Below are 22,850 nucleotides of genomic sequence, written 5' to 3' on the forward strand. Positions count from 1 at the left end.
TTACCTCACCAACTAGCTAATGCGCCGCAGGTCCATCTGTAAGCGACAGATTGCTCCGTCTTTCCCGAGTCGGCCATGCGACCAACTCGCGTATCCGGTATTAGCATTCGTTTCCGAATGTTATCCCGGTCTTACAGGCAGGTTACCTACGTGTTACTCACCCGTCCGCCGCTAAGTTATCCCCGAAGGAATAACTCCGCTCGACTTGCATGTATTAGGCACGCCGCCAGCGTTCGTCCTGAGCCAGGATCAAACTCTCCATAAAAGTGTTTGATTGCTCATTACGTTTGTTGCTTGAAGCTTTTCGCATCGGCTAAAGCCGAGTACGTAAACTTCTTATATCTATTAACTCGTTACCGAATTAACAGGGCAGTTTCGCTCGTTGTTCAGTTTTCAAAGAACAATCTTTTCTTTCGTTGCCGACCCAAGTATTTCGTGGCCGGACTTATAATATATCATGAATCGAAGTTTTAAATCAACTGGTAATTTATGTTTCGATTCATTTTTTATTTTCGAACCGCTGTTTCTCGGCCCGGAATTAGAATATACCATGTCACCAGGCTAATGGTCAAGCACTTTTTCAAAAAAAGTTTTTGACTTTACGTCTATTATTCAAAGGCGTCTTTTTTCCGCCGGCGAAATGGGATAAACTATCCGTAAATATACCGAAACTAAAAGGATGTGTCAACATGTCCGACCAACTTTTTAAACAAGATGAGCTCTCATTGGTACAAAACCGGTTGCCTGTCTGGCTCGAGGAAAGTAAACAGCTGTGCGATAAAGGGAAGGTTGCTTCCTATATACCCGAGTTAGCGCACGCCCCGCGGCAGGCGCTGGGCATCCATCTCATGGACGCATCCGGCAAAAGCGTCTCCGGCGGGGACTGTGGTTTATCGTTTACGATGCAAAGTATTTCAAAAATATTTACGCTCCTGCTGGCGCTGATGGACAACGGAGAAAAAGCGGTGTTCGATAAAGTCGGAATGGAGCCGACGGGAGACAATTTCAATTCCATGCTGAAGCTTGAGCTTGTCCAGCCGGGCATCCCGTTCAACCCGCTTATCAATGCAGGAGCGATCGTGATCTCTTCCCTTATTGCGGGGGGAAGCACAAAAGAGAAAGCGGACCGCACGCTGCAATTTTTCCGCACCTTAGCCAACAACGACTCTTTATCTGTAGATAAGGCAGTCTATGAATCGGAGGCCGAGACAGCGGATCTCAATCGTTCGATGGCCTATTTCCTTAAAGATAACGGAGTTCTAGAAGGCGATGTAAACGATGTGCTTGACGTTTATTTCCGTCATTGCTCCATCCAAGTGCAGTGCAAAGACCTTGCGCGCATGGCGCTTGTGCTCGCTTTCGACGGTACGGACCCCATCACTGGCGTAAATCTCATTCCAAGAAGGTATGTGCAGATTGCTAAAACATTTATGGTTACTTGCGGTATGTATAACGCATCCGGCGAGTTTGCAATCGAAGTCGGACTCCCTGCAAAAAGCGGCGTCGCCGGCGGTATCCTCACCATGGTGCCTGGCCGGTATGGCATCGGCGTCGTCGGGCCGTCTCTAAATGCAAAAGGAAACAGCATTGCAGGCGTTCATTTATTAGAAACGATGTCGAAGGAGATGGACTGGAGTTTGTTCTAATCCAAAAAAGAAGACAAGCGCGAGGCTTGTCTTCTTCCTTATTGAACGGTTTCTTGGTAGACCGCGTATATTTTCCAGCTGTTATCTTCCATCTTCTTCATATAATACAATCCGTCATTCGATTGATTCTGAACCGCTTCTTCGCCATCTAATGAATAAGAAAAGCGATAAGCGCCGCCTGTCGAGCTCACAATCGCAAAACGATTCGTTGAAAAGGTAACGTCCAGCTTTCTTGCAGAGGTCTCCTCCGCTTTCATGGTATAGCCTTCTGAATCAATATTTTTCAGAACATCTCCATATGCGCGATTTGCAGAGAGCTGGAACGCGGTAAAATAATTCGAATAATTCGCGTTCAGCGACTGCAGACCGTCGTTGTTAATCGCGTCGTATTCCACCCTATCAGATTGCAGAACGATGGTTTTCAGCATCCCGTCATCCGGCAGTTGGGTTTTCTGCAAGCTCAACGCACGCTGCAGCATGACTGCAGCTTCGGCCCGCTTCGCATTTGCAAACGGCTTAAATGCTTTATCCGTTATCCCATTTACGATTCCGGCAAGATAGGCAGCCTTAATGGAAGAAGCAGCATAATAGGAAGGAACGTCCCCAAACGGCAGCGCTTTTGAGCTCGAGTCAAAGGCTACGGTATCATCAAATGCCCGGACGATCATCGTTGCGATATCTCCGCGGTTAATCAGCTTGTTCGGTCCAAATTCCGAGTCGCTGACACCATTGACTACGCCCAGCGAGCTTGCGATTCGAACCGGCTCATAATACCACTGATCCGTTTCTACGTCCGAAAACGTTTTGCCCGACTCATTGCTGGTCAGACCAAGCGCCCGAACAAGCAGCGCGACGAACTCCGCGCGAGTAACGCTTTTATCCGGTTTAATCGTAACAACGCCTTTCGAATCCTTATACCCTTTCATCAAATCAGCGACAACAAAATTATCAAGCTCATCATAAGCCCAATGGCCGTCTATATCGGTCGGAAAGTACATACTCCAATCGGACTCTTCAGCTGCTTTGGCAGGCTCCATGCGCAGTGGCAGAACCGCAAGCGTTGCAGCAAGCAAAGCAACCATTGCGAAATTGAACTTCTTCATGCGAGTCTCCCTTCATCCTGATGTCTATTGGCTCAAAGTGAAGGATAACAGAACTTCAAGACTCGAACTAGCGGCAAAATCAGGGATTCCAGGCTGTCGGCAGCCCTAAAGAGCTAAGGCTGCAGCTCGATTTGCCCTTTCACCAGCTTGCTGTAAAACCCGTCTTGCTGCACAAGCTGTGCATGCGATCCAAGCTCGGAAACTTCGCCGTCCTGCAGAACGACGATCTGATCCGCTTGTTGTATCGTATTTAACCGATGGGCAATAACGAAGCTAGTTCTCCCTTTCATCAAGCGCTGCAGCGCCTCTTGAATCTTGATCTCCGTCACGGTATCGATGCTGCTCGTCGCCTCGTCCAATACGAGGATTGAAGGATCCGCCAGTATCGCGCGCGCGATGGCGATCAACTGCTTCTGCCCCTGGCTGATTCCCCCGCCATCCAGCTTCAGCCTGGCTTCATAGCCGCCCCTCATCCGCGTGATGAAGGAATGCGCGTTCGCCAGCTTAGCCGCCTCCTCTACCTCTTGATCGGTTGCTTCCAGCCGTCCGTAACGGATATTTTCTCTAATCGTTCCTTCAAACAAAAACGGGTCCTGCAGTACAAAGGCCATCTGAGACCGTAAGCTGTCGCGGCGGTATTTCCGGATATCTTCGCCGTCAATTTTTATGACTCCCGATTTCGGCTCGTAAAATCTGCACAGGAGACCAATTATCGTTGTTTTACCTGCCCCAGTCGGACCGACAAAGGCGATGGTCTCGCCGGGGTTCGCCGTAAAACGGATGCCGCGAAGGGTCAATGGACCTTCCCCGTAAGCGAACGATACTTCCTCAAAATCGATCCTGCCCTCCACGCGTTCGAGTTCCCCGGCGCGACCTTCATCGCTCGCTTCGACCTCTTCATCTAAAATTTGAAACACCCGCTCCGCGCCTGCAATGGCAGACAAGAGCGTGTTCCACTGGTTCGCCAAATCATTTAGAGGGCGCGTGAACTGTCTGGCGAACTCCGCAAAGATGACGATAACGCCGACGGTCACGCTCGAACCGTTCATCGCTAACAGCGCGCCGACGCCCGCGATTAACGCAAAGCTTAAATTGTTTAATCCGTTCATCAGCTTTGGGATAAATCCGGAAATGGCCTGCGCCCAAAAACCGGACAAATGGATCCGCGTGTTCAGTTCGCGGTATGTTTCGATCACCGCCGCTTCCCTCGAAAACGCTTTGACGATGCGCTGGCCGGACAGCGTCTCCTCGACAAAGCCGTTCAGTTCGCCTAAATTGCGCTGCTGGACTTTGAATAGCCGGCTTGTGCGGGAAGTAATCCACTTCATGCCTACCATCATAAGCGGGATCACCATAAAAGTAAGCAATGTAAGCAAAGGGCTTAGAGACAGCATGACACCCACAATGCCAACTAACAGCAATCCGCTTGAGCATACTTGAATAAACGAGCTGTTCAGCGAGGAGCTCACATTTTCAATATCGTTTGTGACCCGGCTCATCAGCTCGCCGTGCTGTCTTTTCATAAAAAACGGAATAGGCAGCCGATGCAGATGATTAAACAGATCGGTCCGCATTCGGAGCACGGTATCTTGCGCAATGCCGATCATCCAAATGTTCTGAAGCCACATGGTAAGCGCATGAAGCGCATAGACGACGGCCATTCCGATCAGAAAGGGAATAAATCCGCTGCTTTTTGTCGCGATAAAATGATCAATTGCCGTCCCCGCTAAATACGGCCCGAGCAAGGATAATGCGGTGCTGAGCACAATCATAGCCATGACCGCCGACAGCTTCCATTTATGAAAAATCAAATAAGACCACAGTCTCTTAAGCGTACTCTTCGCGTCTTTGGCCTTTGTTTTCTTCTTTGAAGCCGAACCCGCTTCCGGCGGAATGCCTGCCTTCCCTTGAAGCGGCTCCAGACGAGGATAACGAAACGGCTCCTTCCAGCTTTCAAGCATGGGTTACACCTGCCTTCCGGTACTGAGAGTCGCAAATTTTGCGATAGAGACTCGAGGTTCGGAGCAGCTCCTCATGCGTGCCGCTTGCAATGAGCTTGCCGTCATCCAGGAGCAGCACCCGGTCCGCGTTCAAGGTGGAGCTGATCTTCTGGGTAATGAGCAGCGTCGTGCAGCGAACCTCTTTCAGCGCTGCAAGAAGCGCATTTTCGGTTTGCACGTCGAGCGCGCTTGTGCAATCGTCCAGCAGCAATATTTCCGGCTTGCGCACCAGCGCTCTCGCTATGGTTAGCCGCTGCTTCTGGCCGCCGGACAGGTTTACCCCTTTCTGTCCGACGATCGTATCGTACTGCTGAGGCAGCTTCATAATCGTCTCATGAATTTGAGCTTTTCTGGCTGCGTCGATAATCTCATCCATATTGGCGTTGTCTTTGCCCCATTTTATATTGTCGGCCACTGAGCCGGTAAACAGCATAATCTCCTGAGGCACGTAGCCGATATGATTCCGCAGCCGCTCGAGCTTCCAAAGCCGGCTGTCTAAGCCGCCGACTTCGACCGTCCCTTCCTCCGCGTCGTAAAGCCGAGGGATCAGCTGCAGCATGGACGTTTTGCCTGAGCCGGTTGCGCCCATGATGGCGATCGTCTCGCCTGGTTCAGCCTTGAAGCTGATGTCGTTCAGAACGGCTGAATCCGTGTCCGGATAACGAAAGGACACCTTCTTAAACGTAATACTGCCGTTTGGTTTAGTTCCATCCGAGCTCGTATCCGTTTCAGCATCCTTCAAATCGATTTCGGTAAGCAGAACCTCCTCCATCCGCTGTGCCGAAGCCCGCGCGCGGGAGAAGTTCACGACGATCATCGACATAAGAGAGAGCGCGCCGGATGTGCGGGTGGCATAGTTGACAATGGCCACGATATCGCCGACGGTTGCCCCGTTCATATCAAGCTGCGCACGGCCAACCCAAAGTACGGCGATAACGGTTGCGTTGATGACAAGCAAAATAACCGGCATAGTCAGCTCGGTCAAACGAAGCGCCGCGACCGTCCGATCCATAAGCACCTGGCTGTAGCCGGCGAAGCGCTTAGACTCCAGCTTCATCCGAACGAAAACACGAATCAGCCGCATGCCGATCAAATTTTGCTGCATGACGCCATTGACGTCATCCAGTCCCTGCTGCACCGCTCGAAACAGCTTCTCTCCAAGTCTCATCACCCACAGCAGAAAAAGACCGAGGAACGGTATAGCGGCCGCGAACCACACCGCAAGCATGGGGTTGACGATAAAAGCCATCATGACGCTGCCTATAACGAGAAGAGGCGCCCGCAGCATAATGCGAAGTCCCATGAACACGGTATTCTGCAGCTGAGTAACGTCGTTCGTTAACCGGGTAAGAAGGGACGATTCCGGAAACTGATTAAAATTAGCGAACGAGAACGCCTGCACCTTTCCGTACAGCTTTTCCCTCAGATCAAAGCCAAAGCTTTGACTGACGTGGGCGGCGTAAAAGGAGCTCAGTATGCCGGCAGCGAACGCGACGAAAGAGAAGAGCACTAAAAATCCGCCCCAACGATATACAACGTCAAGATTGCTTGCACGTATGCCTTCGTCGATGATTTTGGACATCAAATACGGCTGCGCAAGCTCCAAAGCCAGCTCGACGAGCATAAGCGAGATCGCGATGAACGCTGCCGCCCGGTAGGTTTTGAGATAAGAAAATACCGTCCGCAAAAGCTTTAGACCTCCTTTGCTTATCCGATGATGAATGCTTTAAGCGGCCTTCAAGCTAGCTGGTCGCTTCATAGATGATTTTGAACAAAATATCTTGGTTATAGTTGCCGAAGCCGCTCCCGTACAGGGTGACCCCTCCGACATGAGCCGCCTCCTTCTTCACGGCAATTCGAAACGTCCAGCCGTTCCGGTCCTGCATAATATCAGGCAGGGAAATGCCGGACAACGGCTGCCCGTCCAAAAACGTGCCGTTCTCCTGAATGCGGATCAGCTTAAGAAGGCCGTACTGATTCACCCAGTTCGGCCACCAATCCGGCGAATATCTCCCGCGCGTCTGCCCGAAATCTCCAGGGCTGGTCCATGTTCCGATCGGCGCGCCATTGAGCTCGAAGCTGATGTCGGAAGGCCAATGCTCATTCGTGCCGGGCGCCTCGGAGCCGAGCTCCAGCGCGATCTCCAATGCAACCGGCCTTTGTCCCGGCACCAAATAGTTTGGTATTTTATATTCGACAAATCCATGTCCAAACCATAAAATACCCGCGTTCATCCGTTCCGGCTCTAGAAAAAACCGCGGGTCGTCGAATTGGCCGATAACCTTCTCCTTCGTCGCGATCCCGCAGGTCGGATACACCTCAAAGGACGTGTAATGGCCTACAGGCACATGAATCTCATGCGACTTAAGCGCCGTCTCAAGTCTAGGGAGCTCAATTTTTATCGACTCCTCCGATAATTCGCACATCTTATGCGTACCGCCATCCTTGCGGACCATACGCGTTGAGACCAGTCCCGCAGCCTCCAGCTTCCGGATATGCATCGTAACGATCGCGCTGCTAAGACCGAGAGCGGCAGCAAGATCCTTAACGTTCATCGTTTTCTCCGCCAGCAAGTCCAGTATGGACAGCCGCGCCTCGCTAGCCAGCGCTTCATATAACGGCAGCCATTTCTTATCCGTGCTCGCTTGTATCAATTGCGCACTTCCTTTCCACTTTTATCATAATACAAAAGAAGGTGCCGCAAAAGCGGCGTATTGCCGTTCTTGGGCACCCCATGCTATTTGACTAACTTACAGCTTAACTCGAATGACGTTCCAGGACGCTTTGGCAAGAACCGCTTCAATTCGTCCGTTCTCGGTCACGCTGGCATTACCGCCGTTATGCGGCTTAACGCGATCCGGAGCTTCCTCCGTATTGACCGCCTTCACATCCTCATGCTCCAGCACGATATGTTCGATGACTCGGCCTGTCCCGAAGCTGCGAAGATCCACTTGAAGCGGCAGCGACTCATCCAAGCTGCGGTTCACGGCAAATACGGTCACTTCTTCCTTCTCCTCCGCATACACCGCGATCGCTTCCAAATAAGGCACGTCGGTATATTCGCTGCTATCGTATTTGTCCGATTTCACAAGCGGCACCAGCACTTTGCCGCGTCCGAACAAGCTTGCATGCAGGAACGGGTAAAAAATGGTCTGCTTCCACGCAGGTCCGCCGTTACGCGTCATAATCGGCGCGATAACATTAACTAGCTGAGCCAGACAAGCCATCTTCACGCGGTCAGCCCGCTTCAGCAAACTGATCAGCATGCAGCCGACTACAAGCGCGTCTTCATGCGTGTACACATCCTCCAATTGAGGAGGGGCAATTGTCCACGGCTCCAGCTTGCGGTCCTGCTCATTGGAATGGAACCAGACGTTCCATTCATCGAAGGACAGGTTAATTTTTTTCTTGCTCCGTTTTTTCGCTTGTACGTAGTCCGCAGTGGAAATAACGGTTTGGATAAATTGATCCATGCCGACCGATTGCGCAAGGAAATTCGGCGTATCTTTTTTCGGATTTCCGTAATATTGATGAATGGATATGTAGTCCGCGACATCATAGGCCAAATCAAGAACGGTGGATTCCCACTCCGGGAAGGTAGGCATGCCTTTGGCGGAGCTTCCGCACGCAACGAGCTCGATGGTCGGGTCTACCAATTTCATGACTTTCCCCGTCTCATTCGCCAAGCGGCCATACTCAACCGCCGTTTTGCTGCCGATCTGCCAAGGGCCGTCCATCTCATTGCCCAGGCACCATGTTTTAACGTCATGAGGCTTCTCGTAGCCATGCGACCTGCGCAGATCACTCCAATAAGAGCCCGACGGATGATTCGAATATTCGATCAAATTCCGCGCGTCGTCAATCCCTCTTGTGCCAAGATTTATGGCCATCATAGGCGCTGTGCCGGCCTTTTTGCACCAATCGATAAATTCGTTATACCCGAACCAGTTCGGCTCGATCGTTCTCCAAGCCAGCTCCAGTCTTCTCGGTCTATCGGCAACGGGACCAACTCCGTCCTCCCAGTTGTAACCGGATACAAAATTTCCGCCGGGATAACGGACAATCGGAACCTGCAGCTCTTGGACGAGCTTTAGAACATCCTGACGGAAGCCTTGCTCGTCCGCTGTCGGATGATCAGCCTCGTAAATGCCGCCGTAGACCGCTCTGCCCAAATGTTCAATAAACGAACCGTAGATCCGATCGTCTACGTCACCGACCACAAAATCTTTATCCACCGTCATTTTCGCTTGTTGAAGCATACCTTCATTCCTCCCCTGAACATGTGCTTGATTCGCAAACCTTTTCCTGCTTCCAATGTATCACGACTCAACGAATTAATTCAATAGCTATTTTATTGTATGTAGAGTTAATGTATATATAAATCCATAATAATAAAAAAAGAACCATTGCTTGCAATGGCTCCTATTCCTCCCGGGCAACCTGCTGCAGATGGATCTCGCATATCGTTCCTTGATTCAGCTTGCTTCGGAATAATATTTTTCCGTTCATCGCTTTTACTAAACTCATCACAACCATTAATCCAAGGCCCGTGCCGCTTTCTTTGGTCGTAAAATACGGTTTGCCGATCCTCTTGAGCTGCTCCGCGCTCATCCCGATACCCGTATCCCGAATTAAGATTTGCACTTGATCTTGAACAAGCCGCGATTGCACCGTCAGTAAACCGCCGTCCGGCATCGCCTCGATTGCGTTCTTCATAATATTCAGCAAGCATTGCTGAAATTGCTTCGGCTCTGCCTGGACGTAAGGGTCCCGCTCCGACATATGATGGGTGATGATGGTGACGTTTTTTTCGACGGAATACGCATGCAGCCACTGGACAACGCTTTCAATTTCTTGTTTGACATGAAGCGGCTTAGCCGTTTCGTTATTCGGTTTCGAATAGTTCAAATATTCGGTAATGATATGACTGGCATGGTCCAATCCTTCGTACGCGTACTTGCGGTAACGCTCGAACTGCTCTTTCGACAGCTTGTCCATATTCATCAGCTGAAGGAACCCCCGCGCGGTGGTGAGCGGATTTCGAATTTCATGGGATATGGAGGCGGCAAGCTGCCCGACGGACTGATATTTTTCCGATAAAATGAGCTCGCCGATCATCTTCGCTTGCTTCTTCACAAATTGATAAAGAAAGAGGATAAGCTGCGAGCCTGCTATGGAAGACACGACGATGGCGATTATCTCGTGAACCGGCATCTTCAGCAATTCTCCGCCTTGCGCCCAATCGATGCCAATGTACAGGCTTAAATAGAGGAAAACGGAGATGGCCCCGTACAGGTAGAGCCGCCATGGCGCTTTCCACTGAAGCTTTCGTTCATAGCATCCCCCCATTATAATCAGTGCCACACCGGCAGCTGCAAACGCGGACCCGCTCACGCCAAGCATGAAATAGCCGCTCAATCCGATAATGGCGAGGCTGGCGGCGCTAACCCATAAGCTCACATACATAGACAAAAGCAGATAAGCGGGCGCCAGCTGAAGGGCATAAATGAATGGGCTCGTCTTATCTAACGTTAAGTGGATGATCAGCATGGCGGCCCCGATGCACAAAAAGATGAACTGCCTTAGATGAGCTCCGACTCTTAATTGAGGAAGCAGGATTAAATAGACCATACAGGTACCCGCCATGTACAGCCATCCGTTCACAAGCGGAAACACGACCGATTGAATCAATAAAGGTCATCCCTTCCTTAAAAGTCCAATAGCACCATTTTCCATATTCCTATCGATATTTCGACAGCAATCGCGCTTCTCCTCCTTCGCTTGGACATTGCGGCGGATTCACATAACCTTATTTCCTCCCGCATATAAATGGTATGAATCGTGATTTACAGAGTGCGGAGGGGGACGTCAATATGACCCAAGACGAGATTCGCGAGCTGGAGCGCGCGATCGACGAAATAACGGAAATCGCACAGGGCTTCGGGTTGGACTTCTATCAAATGCGCTACGAGATTTGCCCGGCTGACATCATTTATACCTTCGGCGCTTACGGGATGCCTACAAGATTCAGCCATTGGAGCTTCGGCAAAACCTTCAATAAAATGAAAATGCAGTACGACTTCGGGCTCAGCAAAATATACGAGCTCGTCATCAACTCGAATCCGTGCTACGCCTTTCTGCTTGAAGGCAATTCTTTAATCCAAAATAAACTGATCGTAGCCCATGTTCTTGCCCATTGCGATTTCTTTAAAAACAATGCCAGGTTCAGCGTATCGAACCGCAATATGGTGGAGAGCATGTCAGCGACCGCCGACCGCATCCATCAATATGAGATGCAGTACGGGTCGGAGGCAGTGGAAAAATTTATCGATGCCATCCTTGCGATTCAAGAGCATGTCGATCCGACGCTTATTAAGCCTTATCAGCTCGATAAGAAACGTTATATCGAAATGAGCCAGAAAGAGCAATCGTCCGCAGCGCAAACATCGTTTCAAGGCGCATATGACGACCTATGGGATTTGGACACGGAGGCGGTCGCGGAGGCCAAAGCGAGGGCGGAAGCCGAAGCGGCCGAGTTGAAGCGGTTCCCTCCGAGGCCGGAGAAGGACATCGTCTGGTTTATCGAGGAATATTCTCCGATCCTTGAGGATTGGCAGCGCGACATCATGTCTATGCTGCGCGACGAAATGCTCTATTTCTGGCCGCAAATCGAGACCAAAATTATGAACGAAGGCTGGGCCTCCTACTGGCACCAGCGCATTATCCGCGAGATGGATTTGACGAGCGATGAGACCATCGAGTTCGCCAAGCTGAATTCCTCCGTTGTTGTCCCCTCCCGGCACAGCTTGAATCCTTATTACCTCGGCTTGAAAATATTCGAGGACATCGAGCGGCGCTGGGACAATCCGACGAAGGAGGAGCAGGAGCGGTTCGGACGCGTGCCGGGCAAAGGCCGGGAAAAAATATTCGAGGTGCGGGAATTCGATTCCGACATCTCGTTTCTCCGCAATTATTTGACGAAGCAGCTAGTGGACGACTTGGATCTGTACATCTTCGAAAAGAAAGGCCCCGAATGGAAAATTACCGATAAATCCTGGGAAAACATTCGCGACCAGCTTGTATATTCGAAGGTGAACGGCGGTTTCCCGAGCCTGTACGTGAAGGACGGCGATTTCAACCGAACGGGCGAGCTGTATCTTGCGCATCAATATGAAGGCACGGAGCTCGATCTGAAATATGTGGAGCGCACGCTGCCTTATGTCGTGCAGCTCTGGGGGAAAAACGTTCATTTGGAAACCGTTGTCGAGGACAAAAAAATCGTGTTCAGCTGCGACGGCAAAAAAACAAGCCGAAAATTCGTCTAGCCCCGATACCCCTTCTGAGAAACCTCAGGAGGGGTTCTGTTTTTCAAACATTTTTCCTTCTCTTCCGAAGCAGCGGCTTATTCCCTAACAACAACATGACCCAAACGGGGAAAAGCAAATTTCCTCCTAAAAAGACCACGACAATCCCCCACATAAACCACGCCTCATTCAGAACGTGCGTGTAAATCCACGATTTATAAAAATCCATCCGCTGACCCCCAATGACCTGTGAATGATATATAGTGTAGTCGGGAAAGCTGGAATCATATTCAAGCATAGGTGGACAAGTATGGATAATTTGGAGAAAGACATCACGGATTCATTAGCGGAGAACACCAACATTATTTCTGCTATCCTCGGTGACAGTGCTGATATAAATAAAAGAGAATTTTCCTTTGGCCAGCTGAAAGGGGTCTGCTTCTTTGCGGCAGGTCTTGCGAATACGGACCAGGTATCAACCATTGTCCGTTCATTTGCTGTTTTTGGAGAGCATCAGGATGCGTCAGGAAACCGTACGATTCAAGCTATAAGCCGCTCCCTCATTCTGAATACGAGCGTCGAGACGAAAACGAAGATTAATGATGGAATCAAAGGCATTTTAAGCGGGGATACCTTAGTCTTATTAGACGGCTATAAGGAATATCTCTTGGTCGAGACCAAAGGCTGGGACAAGAGAGGCGTAGAAGAGCCTTCTACCGAAAATGTCGTCCGCGGTCCTCGTGACGGATTTACGGAAGATATCCGAACGAATACATCGCACATCCGAAGAAGGATTAAAAATCCCGACCTTCGATTCGATGAGATGACAATTGGAGATAAAACAAACACATCTATCAATATCGCTTACTTAAACGGAACAGTTAAAAAAGGCTTGGTTGAAGAAATAAAAAGCCGGCTGTCGAGGATCAAAATCGACGGCGTGCTGGAAAGCGGCTACATTGAGGAGCTCATCCAAGACGCGCCCTTATCCCCCTTCTCAACGATCCAGTCTACGGAACGGCCCGACAAGGTTTCCGCCGCGTTATTGGAGGGGAGAGCGGCCATTCTTGTTGATAATACGCCGTTCGCGCTTATCATGCCGTCATACTTTTGGGAGCAACTGCAAGCTCCGGATGATTACTACAATAATTTCTGGATGGGAACCTTCTTTCGGATGCTTCGTTATTTCGCGTTTCTAACGAGCGTTCTCCTTCCGTCGGCGTATGTCATGCTCATCTCCTTCCACCAGGAAATGATTCCGACCCGTCTTGCCTTCACCATTGCTTCGGGGAGGGAGGTCGTTCCGTTTCCCGTATTGTTTGAAGCGCTTATTATGGAGCTCGCCTTCGAGCTCATGAGGGAAGCCGGGCTTCGCATGCCTAAGCCCGTCGGACAAGCGGTCAGCATCGTCGGTTCGCTCATTATCGGCCAGTCTGCCGTTCAAGCGGGGCTGATCAGCCCTTTTATGGTCATCATTATCGCCATAACCGGTATCTCTTCCTTTGCGATTCCAAGTTACTCCACCTCCTTCTCCATCCGGCTGCTTCGTTTTCCGATGCTCATCGCTTCGGGGACGATGGGACTGCTAGGCTTTACCTGCGCATTTTTTATGGTGATGATTCACGTCTTGTCCATTCGGTCATTCGGAGAGCCCTTCTTCTCTCCCATCGCCCCCTTCAGCGCGTCAGAGCATAAAGATATTTTGGTCCGCGTGCCTTGGTGGGCAATGGTTAAAAGGCCGCGCACAGCTTCAGGCGAGTTGCGGAGGCTGGGAGCCGGGCAAAAGCCAAAACCGCCATCTACCTCGGAGGAACGACATGAAGGTGAATAAAATCTTTATTGTGATTCTCGTTATTTCGCTGCTTTCCGGCTGCGGCAAAAGACAAATTAATGAGTTGGCGCTCGTCTCCGCAGTAGGGATCGATCAAGGGAGCAGCCCGAACAGCGTAAGAGTAACCGTTCAAGTTGTCCGCCCGGCGGATGCGAGAGGACAAACCGGCGCGCCAGCAGGAGGAACAGGCGAGCCCATCTATTCCGTACAGGCGGAAGGCAAAACCATATTTGAAGCGATTCGGAATTTGGCGCGTTTTTCGTCGCGCCGGGTTTATTGGGCGCATAACTTCATTATTGTGATCAATGAAAAATTTGCGAGGGCCGGCATCGCCGATATGATTGATTTTTTTACGCGAAATCCAGAGCTGCGAATGAACACCTGGATTGCCGCCACGCCTAATCCCGCAAGCGAGGTTGTATCCACGATAACCGGACTAGAGGTCGTGCCGGGCGAAGCCGTCGATAAGCTGTTCCGGTACAACGAGATCGTGTCGGAGGCGCCTCGAACAAATATGACGAGACTGCAGGAGAGCTATTTAAATGAATATACCCATCCCGTGCTCGCGAGATTGGAACTGAAAAACCGAGGGATATCGAATAAAAAACCCGAGGAATTCGGATCGTTAAAGCAAATTGAGCTGTCAGGAACGGCGGTCTTCAAGCATGATAAGATGGTTGGCTGGCTTAACCGCGCGCAGTCCAGAGCTCTTCTTTTATTTATCGAAAATGTGGATTCCGGGATTGAAGTTATTACATGTCCGGATTTGCCTAATCAAGACGCTACGCTCGAAGTTAAAAGCCAAAGCCTGCATGTGAAGCCTATCGCCAGCGGCAGTGTGCCATCCTTTCATGTCGATGTAAGCTCGAGAGTTGAATTGTCGGAATCCGGCTGCCTCGCCACTTTTAATGAAATGAGAGGCTATTTAGAGGAACAGATGGGAAACCGCGTCAAAGAACAAATAGAGTCGCTCCTTGCAGCCGCTCAGAAGAAGTACAAAGTAGACATATTGAAGCTGGGGGAAATTTATGAGAATGAATACCCGAGCGAGTGGCGGAGGATTCGAGACGACTGGGAAGACATTTTTCCACAGGTTCAGATCACAATCGATTCCAGAGCAGAACTAACAAGCGCTGTGTTGAAAATAACAAAAAAGAAAATCCCGAGAGGTTAAGAAGGATGAAAGTAAAAATAACAAACGGCATGTTTGTCGCGTTAATCATGACGATCATTTATGCAAAAGCAATCGGCGTTACACAAGGAAGCCTGGCGAGAGAAATCGGGCATGACATGTGGATCGCGACGATACTGGGAACACTGCAAGGCATCGTCATGATGATCCTGACCGCCGCCATTCTTCAAAAGCTGCCCGATCAAAATTTCATTGGGTTCGCTGAAGCGCTATTAGGGAAATGGGCCGGTAAAATCGTCGCCTTTGTTATTTTTCTCTTTTTCCTCTTCTCTTTTGGCCCCATTATGGTCACTTTCATCTATCATTTTAAAGATTATTTTCTCCCGGAAGCGCCTATATATTTATTCATTGTCGTGGCGTTAATTGTCGGGATATTCGGAGGCTTCCATGGGCTGGAGGTTATGGCAAGAATGGCATTGGTCGGCGCTTTTGCCGTCGTTTGCTTGAATATTTTACTCCTGACTGGTTCGCTCAGCGAATTCGATATCCATAATCTTCGTCCGGTAATGGAGAAGGGATTTATCCAGACGTCCTGGGCAAGCCGTCATTACGATACCGATTGGGCACTTGCGACGGTGATGGCCGGGATGATCCTTCCAATGGTTAAACAATCGGAGAAGTGGGTTAAAGCAGGATGGAGCGGCATGATTCTAACCTGTATCGCGATTACGATGTGGCCTATATTGGAAGCTGCGGTTCTATCCGCTCCTGTGACGGCGGAGTATATCGTCTCCTGTATGCACTTGGCAAGAGGCGCGCATATCGGAATTTTCCTTCACCGCTACGAGTTGATCATGATCGCTTTATTCTCTACATCCTCTCTAATTCAAATCATGATGAGCTTATATTGTTCCGCGCATGCTCTTTCGAAAATATTCGGAGTAAAGGATTATCGTCCAATGTTAATTCCAGCCGGTCTCGCGCTAGGAGCTTTTGGGTATTGGCTCGTCCTCGATCATCTTCGCGCCATTTCATTCACGGAGAAAGAATGGCCGCTTATCTCGCTGCCGATCGCGTTCCTGCTGCCAATTATCCTTTGGACATTCGGGAAACTGTTCAGGCGTAAGCTGTCCCGGTCTTGATAAGCCGGTTATCATTAGATGTACAAGCCGATGCACTACATTTACCACCCCTTCGAGCTGCGGCTTCCTGCATATCCGATTTCGTTTCGGACAAACATAAGGCGGAAGTCAAATAACTCTGAAGGGGATGTAAAAAGCACATGAAAAAAGCTAGTCTAATGGCCATTATCTTCACATGCTTCACGTTTGCCTTCACGCTGCCAGCCGCTTATGCCGCAGGAACGCCTTCCGGAAACGCGACGATGACCAATCGGGATGACAATACGATGGCTGACCGCGTAGCAAATGGTGTTACCAGCACAACACGAGGTCTTGCAAATGGCGTTAACAATGTGACAAACGGTGTAGCCAATGGCGTAAACGACGTTACTAACGGCGTTGCAACCGGCGTTAACCGCGCAACTACAGGCATTGCCAACGGCGTAGACCGCACAACGGACCGCATGGGTACACGCACATACGGTGTTGCTGATTATAACGGGTACCGTACAAATATGAACCGCATGGACAACAATACGAATCGTGCGAATTCTCTGCGAACAAACGGCTACCGCACAAACGCGACAACAACCGCAGCTAGAGATAATGACGGCATGGATTGGGGCTGGCTGGGTCTGCTTGGACTTATCGGTCTTGCCGGAATGAGAAACAAAGACCGTAACCGCGCTTAATCGAACGGTTCGATCGCATTAGATTGAAAAACCTTCAGGTTTCAGACCTGAAGGTTTTTCATTACCGCCTTGTCGTGAGCTGATCAATTTGACTAGCCAGCGATTGAATATCCCGGTCAAACATTAGAGCGTTATAGCCGCCGTTTTTACGTCCGCTGATGGACTTAATTTTTGACCGCAGGTCTTCATCGGTGGTCACATGATAGCGGTACTCCCCATATTGCCAATATAACGCCGAGGTAACCCGCTTCTCGACAATACCCCGGCTGCCTGAGTTGTCTAACTCGATACCGACCAGCACATCCGTTCCATTCATCGCGACATCTGCCCGTTCGACGCCTGGGACCTGTTCCGCGATATGAGCAAGCTGCGCTTCATTTACACGCGCGCCTTGGTTTGTCCCGTTTTGGACAGTACCCGGCATTTGGTTACGATCATCTGGTGTCGCCTTATAACCGCCGGGCGGAGTATGGTTTGAAGGCGTCAGCGCATTGGGTCTTACGCCTCGCGCTTCCATTCCGTTGTTTTGATTATCCGCATTCCCGTTTCCACATCCGCTTGCCAAGCTCAATCCGCCGCACAGCAGCAGCGCCGACAGCGTTAACGATACCCGGGTTTTCATCCATTAAGCACCTCCGTATATGCATTAACATGTACGAAGGAGCATGAAATATGCATCGAATTGGCCTCGAAGGCAAGAAAATAAAGCCTCCGCTTTTATGAGCAAGCGAAGGCTTTATTTTTGTTATTACCGGTTAAGCAGGCTTCCTACGTAGCGGAGGAGCTCGTTGGCGCATACCGGACAATACTGATGCTCGTCAATCAGCCGTTTGGTCACTTCGTTTATCCGTTTCAGCTGGCTTTCATCCGGTGTTTTTGTCGATGTTGTGATTTTGACGATATCCTTCAAATCCGCGAACAGCTTTTTCTCTACCGCCTCGCGAAGCCGTTCATGGCTGGTGAAATCGAACTTTTTGCCTTTTCGAGAATAAGACGAAATCCGTATCAGGATCTCTTCGCGGAACGCTTTTTTTGCGTTTTCGGAGACGCCGATCTGCTCCTCGATGGACCGCATCAGTCTTTCATCCGGATCCATCTCCTCCCCGGTTAACGGATCCTTGATTTTGGCCCAGTTGCAATACGCTTCGATATTGTCCAAGTAGTTCTCGAACAACGTGCGAGCGGACTCCTCGAAGGAATAAACAAACGCCTTTTGAATTTCCTTCTTCGCAATGCTGTCGTATTCCTTACGGGCAATCGAAATGAAATTCAAATATCTCTCGCGTTCCTCCTTCGTGATGGACGGATGCTGATCAAGCCCATCCTTCAAAGCCCTTAGCACATCCAGGGCGTTGATGCACTGCATATCGTGCTTGATAAGCGCGCTCGATATCCGGTTGATGACATACCGCGGATCGATGCCCGACATGCCCTCCTCAATATACTCGTTCTGCATCTCCTTGAGGTCGGCCTCTTTAAAGCCTTCAACCTCCTGTCCGTCGTACATCCGCATCTTTTTCACAAGATCCATGCCCTGCTTCTTCGTTTCCTTCAGCCTTGTCAAAATAGAGAAAATCGCTGCCGACCGAAGCGCATGCGGCGCAATATGAATGTGGCGCATATCGCTTTGGGAAATCAGCTTCGAATATATCTTCTCTTCCTCGGACACCTTCAAATTATAAGGAATCGGCATGACGATCATCCGCGACTGCAGCGCTTCGTTCTTCTTGTTGCTAATAAACGACTTATATTCCGACTCATTCGTATGCGCCACGATCAGTTCGTCTGCGCTGATAAGCGCGAAACGGCCCGCTTTGAAGTTCCCTTCCTGCGTTAAGGAAAGGAGGTTCCACAAAAACTTCTCGTCGCATTTCAGCATCTCTTGAAACTCCATCAGCCCGCGGTTCGCCTTGTTAAGCTCGCCGTCGAACCGGTACGCGCGCGGGTCGGACTCGGAGCCGTATTCGGTTATGGTGGAGAAGTCGATGCTGCCCGTCAAATCCGCGATATCCTGCGATTTCGGATCCGACGGACTGAAGGTGCCGATGCCTACCCGGTTATCCTCGGAGATGAATACGCGCTCCACCATCACATCCTCGATATTTCCCTTATACTCGGTCTGCAATCTCATCTGACAAGAAGGGCATAGATTGCCTTCGATTCTGACATTCAGTTCCTTCTCGATTTCAGGCCTCAATTCATGAGGAATAAGATGCAGAGGTTCTTCATGCATCGGACAACCTTTAATGGAATAAACGGCGCCCTTCTGCGTTCGCGAGAATCGTTCCAATCCTTTTTTGAGCATGGTGACGATCGTCGATTTGCCACCGCTGACCGGTCCCATTAACAGCAAGATGCGCTTGCGCACATCCAGCCTGCGAGCCGCGGAGTGAAAGTACTCCTCGACCAGCTTCTCCACAGCGCGGTCCAGACCGAAGATCTCCTGCTCAAAAAACTTATAGATCTTGCGGCCGCCGACCTCCTCGACGCCATAGGACTCGATCATCTCATATACGCGAGCATGCGCGGTCATAGCCGGGGAGGGATCCTTCCTCAGCAGCTCGATGTAATCCTTGAAGCTTCCAGTCCACGCCAGCCTCTCGCCTTCCGCCTGATATTCCGATATCCGCTTAAAAATGTCCATGCTGTGCCTCCTCCCATCGCTTCCGCTTTCCGCTCTTGCTTCTCCGCCCGGGATCCAATACGACCAATGACCTTTCGGTCCTTACTGATTAGTGAAGTATTACATAACTATGCTTATTCCACCCGGAAATTGCCCACAATTTTTTAACGCGATACCGCAAATCTCGACAACCGATGTAAGTCCTCTGTTATAATGATGCCATAGATATCAGCCGCAGCTTGGGAGAGGAGTGACTTCAAGTGGCTGTCAACCGTGAAGAAGAACTGTATGAACCGATCAAACGTTATTACGAGAAGCAAGGCTTTCAGGTGAAAAGCGAAGTGATGCACTGCGATCTCGTAGCTATACATCCAAGCCGGAACGAAACGGTTATTGTTGAAATGAAAAAAACGTTCAATCTCGCCTTGCTGCTGCAAGGGATTGAACGTCTTCGATTGAATAGCGATGTTGTGCTGGCCGTTGAACGGAACCGCAAGAAGAAAGGAGCCCACAACCAGCGCTTCGGCGATTTGACGGAGCTGTGCCGGATGCTGGGTCTCGGCCTGATGACGATTACGTTCTACAAGACAAAAGAGCCGGTCATCGAATGGCTGTGCCAGCCGGGAGATCCGCCCATCCGCGGCGTCCGCCATCGCAGAAGGGAGAGGCTGCTCCTCGAATTTAAAGAACGAAGCGGAGACTATAATGTCGGAGGCAGCTCCGGCCGCAAGCTCGTTACCGCTTACCGGGAGAAGGCGCTTCGCTGCGCTTATGTCCTGCACAAGAGAGGCCCTTCCGCTCCCCGGGACGTGGCCGCCGCCACCGGCTTCAGCCGAAGCGGCGAATTAATGCGCACGAACCATTACGGCTGGTTCCAGCGTATCGATCGCGGCAAGTACGGCCTCCTGCCAAGCGGCGAAGAAGCGCTGTCGCAATACCGCGATGTCATCGCGGATTGGATCGTCAGCTTCGAACCGTAAATTCCCCAATCGCTTCCGCCAGGCGCGCGACGCCCATTTCTGTACGCGCGCCTTTGTTGTGGGTGAAATTCAGACGCGCTGTGTTGCGCATCGGGCTGCCGGCATAGAAGGAGCTGCCGGGAACAAAAGCGACTCCTTTCTGAACGGCGCAGCGAAGCAGCGCTTCAGCATCCAGCCCCTCAGGAAGCTCCACCCACAGGAACATTCCGCCTCTCGGCGTCACCCAGCTTACTTCCGGGGACAGGCTTTGCCTTAAATAGGATTCCATTTCAAGCATCCGTTCTTTATAGGCATTCGATATGAGAGCGATATGCCCATCCAAGTCAAAGCGATTCAGCAATTGGCTCAGAACCTGCTGGTCCATCGTGCTGGAATGCAGGTCGGCGGCTTGCTTCGCTTTTGCAACCATCCGGATGACGCGGCTGTCGCCGATCGCCCAGCCGGTGCGCAGAGCCGGCGCTACCGTCTTCGAGAAGGTGCTGGTATAGACGACATGGTTATTTTCGGCCTTTCCATCAAGCGAGAAGAGGCTAGGGAACTGTTCGTCGTCGAACTTAATATCTCCGTACGGATCGTCTTCGATAACCAGCATATCGTTATTCCGGCAAAGCTCGAGCATACGCTTCCTTCTCTCCAGGCTCCAGACTCGGCCTGTAGGATTGCCGAAGGTCGGCACCGCGTACATCAGCTTCGGCTTATGCGCCCGTATCAGCTCTTCGGCGGATTCCGGTATTATGCCGTTTTCATCGCTTTCCGCCGCAACGACCTTTAACCCGTGCATCGCGAATACTTGCAAGCTCGCCAAGTAGGTCGGTCTCTCCACCAGGATCGTATCTCCGGGCTCGGTCAGAACTTGTACCAGCAGATCAATCGCCTGCTGGGACCCGGTCGTCAGGATCATTTCATCCGGCGTGACATGCATCCCTTTGACGGCCATCCTCTTGCAAATCTGCTCTCTCAGCGGCAAATAACCTTCCGTCAAGCCGTATTGCAGCGCCCCCGAGCCGCCTTCGAATATGCGGCTTGCCGCATCGCGAACCGCTTCCACCGGGAACAGCTCCTCCGCAGGCAGACCGCCGGCGAATGAGATCATATCCTTTCCTTGCGTCAGCTTCAGGATGTCCCGAACCGCAGACGACTTGAGCTGTGAAACTTTACTCGAAAAACGGTACTCCATGTCTGTTCCCCCTAAACGTCGTTAGTGCGTAATCTCATCTAATGAGCATTACGTTTCACCCTTTTGTTATTACTACTCATATCCTTCATGTTAACAATGTGTTCACAACTTTTAAAGTTTTCTTTTTAAAACTTGTTGGTTATAATAAGCATAGTTAACTGGAGGTGTCGAATTCATGTCCATCAACTTTGTTATTGTAATGACTGTGTTTATTCTGTTCATTACGGCTATTCTGACAAGCTCCTACAACGACGACAAGACAAAAGGTCTTTAATCGCTGTCGCCGCCAATTAGGAAAACAAATGAAGCTTCCATGCTAAGCGCCGCTTAGTCATTGGAAGCTTCATTTGTATTAGGGGGCCGATCGTCAAGCGATCGGCCGCCCTAACGGCCTATCGCTTCAAATGACCCATTTCACCCATGCAATCACCGCATACATAACGCTCTTTAAATTCGCGAACTTCGTTCATCGAACCGCAAAAGACGCACTTCGGACGATAACGCTCAAGAATGATATGGTCGCCTTGAACGAATATTTCAACGGGGTCTCCCTCGTTCATTAAATACCGTTTACGCAATGATTTCGGCAAAACAATACGTCCGAGCTGGTCCACTTTTCTTACTACGCCTGCTGGTTTCATCAGATTCACCTCTTTTATGACTATTTTGTAAGTAGCTTGAGAAACCTTTGCAGTATTAATGTTTCGACACCGAGCAGGCAATTCCTTCTGTACCAAATAATTTCGAATTTTTCAAAAAACTATTCGAGACCCGCGAATCCGATCTGTCTAAACGCTTCGTACACGACGATGGCCGCGGAGTTCGATAAATTCAAGGAGCGGACGGCATCCGTCATCGGCAATCGGATGCAGGTTTCCAGGTTGGCGTCAATCAGCTCCTGCGGCAGCCCTTTCGTTTCTTTGCCGAATACGAAAAAATCGCCGTCTTTGTAGCTGAAATCCGAATAAACTTTTTTCGCTCTTGTGCTTGCATAATAAAAATCAGCGTCCGGATAGGCTTCTCTCACCTCTTGGAAGCTGTCATGATAGTGCACCTTCACCGAGTGCCAATAATCCAGTCCCGCGCGCTTAAGCGTCCGGTCATCCGTATCGAAGCCAAGCGGCCTTACGAGATGAAGATGCGTGCCGGTAGCCGCGCAAGTGCGGGCAATATTGCCGGTATTCGCCGGAATTTCCGGCTCTACGAGTACGATATGAAATGCCATTTGCTGCTTATCCCAC

18 protein-coding genes and 1 rRNA gene are annotated in these 22,850 nt (G+C 50.4%); 7 read left to right on the top strand and 12 right to left on the bottom strand.

What is annotated here, in order from left to right; all coding sequences use genetic code 11:
• Window positions 1-265: ribosomal RNA gene (locus D3P08_RS09900) — 16S ribosomal RNA — on the bottom strand; the annotation flags it as partial.
• A gap of 424 nt (window positions 266-689) precedes the next feature.
• On the opposite strand from D3P08_RS09900, the gene glsA reads away from it, so the two are divergent.
• Complete coding sequence (gene glsA, locus D3P08_RS09905; protein ID WP_119599543.1) at window positions 690-1,646, top strand: glutaminase A; 957 nt, start codon at window positions 690-692, stop codon at window positions 1,644-1,646.
• Window positions 1,647-1,684: 38 nt separating this feature from the next.
• Here the strand turns inward: glsA and D3P08_RS09910 are convergent, their stop codons facing one another.
• The 6 genes from D3P08_RS09910 to D3P08_RS09935 all read right to left on the bottom strand — a co-directional run bounded on the left by D3P08_RS09910 (window position 1,685) and on the right by D3P08_RS09935 (window position 10,440).
• Window positions 1,685-2,749 carry an S-layer homology domain-containing protein gene (locus tag D3P08_RS09910; protein WP_119599544.1) on the bottom strand — a complete coding sequence of 355 codons (1,065 nt, stop codon included), beginning with the start codon at window positions 2,747-2,749 and terminating at the stop codon, window positions 1,685-1,687.
• A gap of 113 nt (window positions 2,750-2,862) precedes the next feature.
• The gene (locus tag D3P08_RS09915) at window positions 2,863-4,710 is read right to left on the bottom strand and encodes an ABC transporter ATP-binding protein (RefSeq protein WP_119599545.1); all 1,848 of its coding nucleotides are present in this window, start codon (window positions 4,708-4,710) and stop codon (window positions 2,863-2,865) included.
• Complete coding sequence (locus tag D3P08_RS09920; RefSeq protein WP_119599546.1) at window positions 4,703-6,436, bottom strand: ABC transporter ATP-binding protein; 1,734 nt, start codon at window positions 6,434-6,436, stop codon at window positions 4,703-4,705. Before D3P08_RS09920 ends, D3P08_RS09915 begins: the two co-directional genes overlap by 8 nt.
• 55 nt (window positions 6,437-6,491) lie before the next feature.
• The gene (locus D3P08_RS09925) at window positions 6,492-7,400 is read right to left on the bottom strand and encodes an ArsR/SmtB family transcription factor (protein ID WP_420819029.1); all 909 of its coding nucleotides are present in this window, start codon (window positions 7,398-7,400) and stop codon (window positions 6,492-6,494) included.
• 99 nt (window positions 7,401-7,499) lie between these two features.
• Window positions 7,500-9,008 (bottom strand): arabinosylfuranosidase ArfA, encoded by a 1,509-nt coding sequence (gene arfA, locus D3P08_RS09930; protein ID WP_119599548.1) that lies wholly within the window; start codon window positions 9,006-9,008, stop codon window positions 7,500-7,502.
• A gap of 163 nt (window positions 9,009-9,171) precedes the next feature.
• The gene (locus tag D3P08_RS09935; protein WP_119599549.1) at window positions 9,172-10,440 is read right to left on the bottom strand and encodes a sensor histidine kinase; all 1,269 of its coding nucleotides are present in this window, start codon (window positions 10,438-10,440) and stop codon (window positions 9,172-9,174) included.
• A gap of 182 nt (window positions 10,441-10,622) precedes the next feature.
• On the opposite strand from D3P08_RS09935, the gene D3P08_RS09940 reads away from it, so the two are divergent.
• The 5 genes from D3P08_RS09940 (at window position 10,623) to D3P08_RS09960 (ending at window position 16,829) form a co-directional block, all read left to right on the top strand.
• Window positions 10,623-12,074 carry a SpoVR family protein gene (locus tag D3P08_RS09940; protein WP_119599550.1) on the top strand — a complete coding sequence of 484 codons (1,452 nt, stop codon included), beginning with the start codon at window positions 10,623-10,625 and terminating at the stop codon, window positions 12,072-12,074.
• 289 nt (window positions 12,075-12,363) lie between these two features.
• The gene (locus tag D3P08_RS09945) at window positions 12,364-13,884 is read left to right on the top strand and encodes a spore germination protein (protein ID WP_119599551.1); all 1,521 of its coding nucleotides are present in this window, start codon (window positions 12,364-12,366) and stop codon (window positions 13,882-13,884) included.
• On the top strand, window positions 13,871-15,058 hold the full coding sequence (locus D3P08_RS09950; protein WP_119599552.1) for a Ger(x)C family spore germination protein: 1,188 nt from the start codon (window positions 13,871-13,873) through the stop codon (window positions 15,056-15,058). Before D3P08_RS09945 ends, D3P08_RS09950 begins: the two co-directional genes overlap by 14 nt.
• A gap of 5 nt (window positions 15,059-15,063) precedes the next feature.
• Entirely contained in the window at window positions 15,064-16,158 is a 1,095-nt protein-coding gene (locus tag D3P08_RS09955) for a GerAB/ArcD/ProY family transporter (protein WP_119599553.1), read from the top strand.
• 140 nt (window positions 16,159-16,298) lie between these two features.
• Window positions 16,299-16,829, top strand: a complete 531-nt coding sequence (locus D3P08_RS09960; protein ID WP_147381793.1) for a WGxxGxxG family protein — start codon at window positions 16,299-16,301, stop codon at window positions 16,827-16,829.
• 61 nt (window positions 16,830-16,890) lie between these two features.
• Here D3P08_RS09960 and D3P08_RS09965 read toward each other — a convergent pair whose 3' ends face one another.
• On the bottom strand, window positions 16,891-17,451 hold the full coding sequence (locus tag D3P08_RS09965; RefSeq protein ID WP_119599555.1) for a YhcN/YlaJ family sporulation lipoprotein: 561 nt from the start codon (window positions 17,449-17,451) through the stop codon (window positions 16,891-16,893).
• Window positions 17,452-17,577: 126 nt separating this feature from the next.
• Window positions 17,578-19,473: a PrkA family serine protein kinase gene (locus tag D3P08_RS09970; RefSeq protein ID WP_119599556.1), complete on the bottom strand. Its 1,896-nt coding sequence runs from the start codon at window positions 19,471-19,473 to the stop codon at window positions 17,578-17,580.
• Between the two features lie 239 nt (window positions 19,474-19,712).
• Between D3P08_RS09970 and D3P08_RS09975 the strand changes: the two genes are divergently transcribed.
• The gene (locus tag D3P08_RS09975; RefSeq protein WP_119599557.1) at window positions 19,713-20,432 is read left to right on the top strand and encodes a DUF2161 family putative PD-(D/E)XK-type phosphodiesterase; all 720 of its coding nucleotides are present in this window, start codon (window positions 19,713-19,715) and stop codon (window positions 20,430-20,432) included.
• Here D3P08_RS09975 and D3P08_RS09980 read toward each other — a convergent pair.
• The 3 genes from D3P08_RS09980 to trmL form a co-directional block, all read right to left on the bottom strand.
• Complete coding sequence (locus D3P08_RS09980) at window positions 20,416-21,609, bottom strand: aminotransferase-like domain-containing protein (protein WP_119599558.1); 1,194 nt, start codon at window positions 21,607-21,609, stop codon at window positions 20,416-20,418. The genes D3P08_RS09975 and D3P08_RS09980 overlap by 17 nt on opposite strands.
• Before the next feature lie 392 nt (window positions 21,610-22,001).
• Window positions 22,002-22,250, bottom strand: a complete 249-nt coding sequence (locus D3P08_RS09985) for an AbrB/MazE/SpoVT family DNA-binding domain-containing protein (protein WP_206098947.1) — start codon at window positions 22,248-22,250, stop codon at window positions 22,002-22,004.
• A gap of 119 nt (window positions 22,251-22,369) precedes the next feature.
• Window positions 22,370-22,834: a tRNA (uridine(34)/cytosine(34)/5-carboxymethylaminomethyluridine(34)-2'-O)-methyltransferase TrmL gene (gene trmL, locus D3P08_RS09990; RefSeq protein ID WP_119599559.1), complete on the bottom strand. Its 465-nt coding sequence runs from the start codon at window positions 22,832-22,834 to the stop codon at window positions 22,370-22,372.
• Window positions 22,835-22,850 lie beyond the last annotated feature (16 nt).

It is taken from the genome of Paenibacillus nanensis (assembly GCF_003583765.1).
Taxonomy (GTDB): Bacteria; Bacillota; Bacilli; order Paenibacillales; family Paenibacillaceae; genus Pristimantibacillus; species Pristimantibacillus nanensis.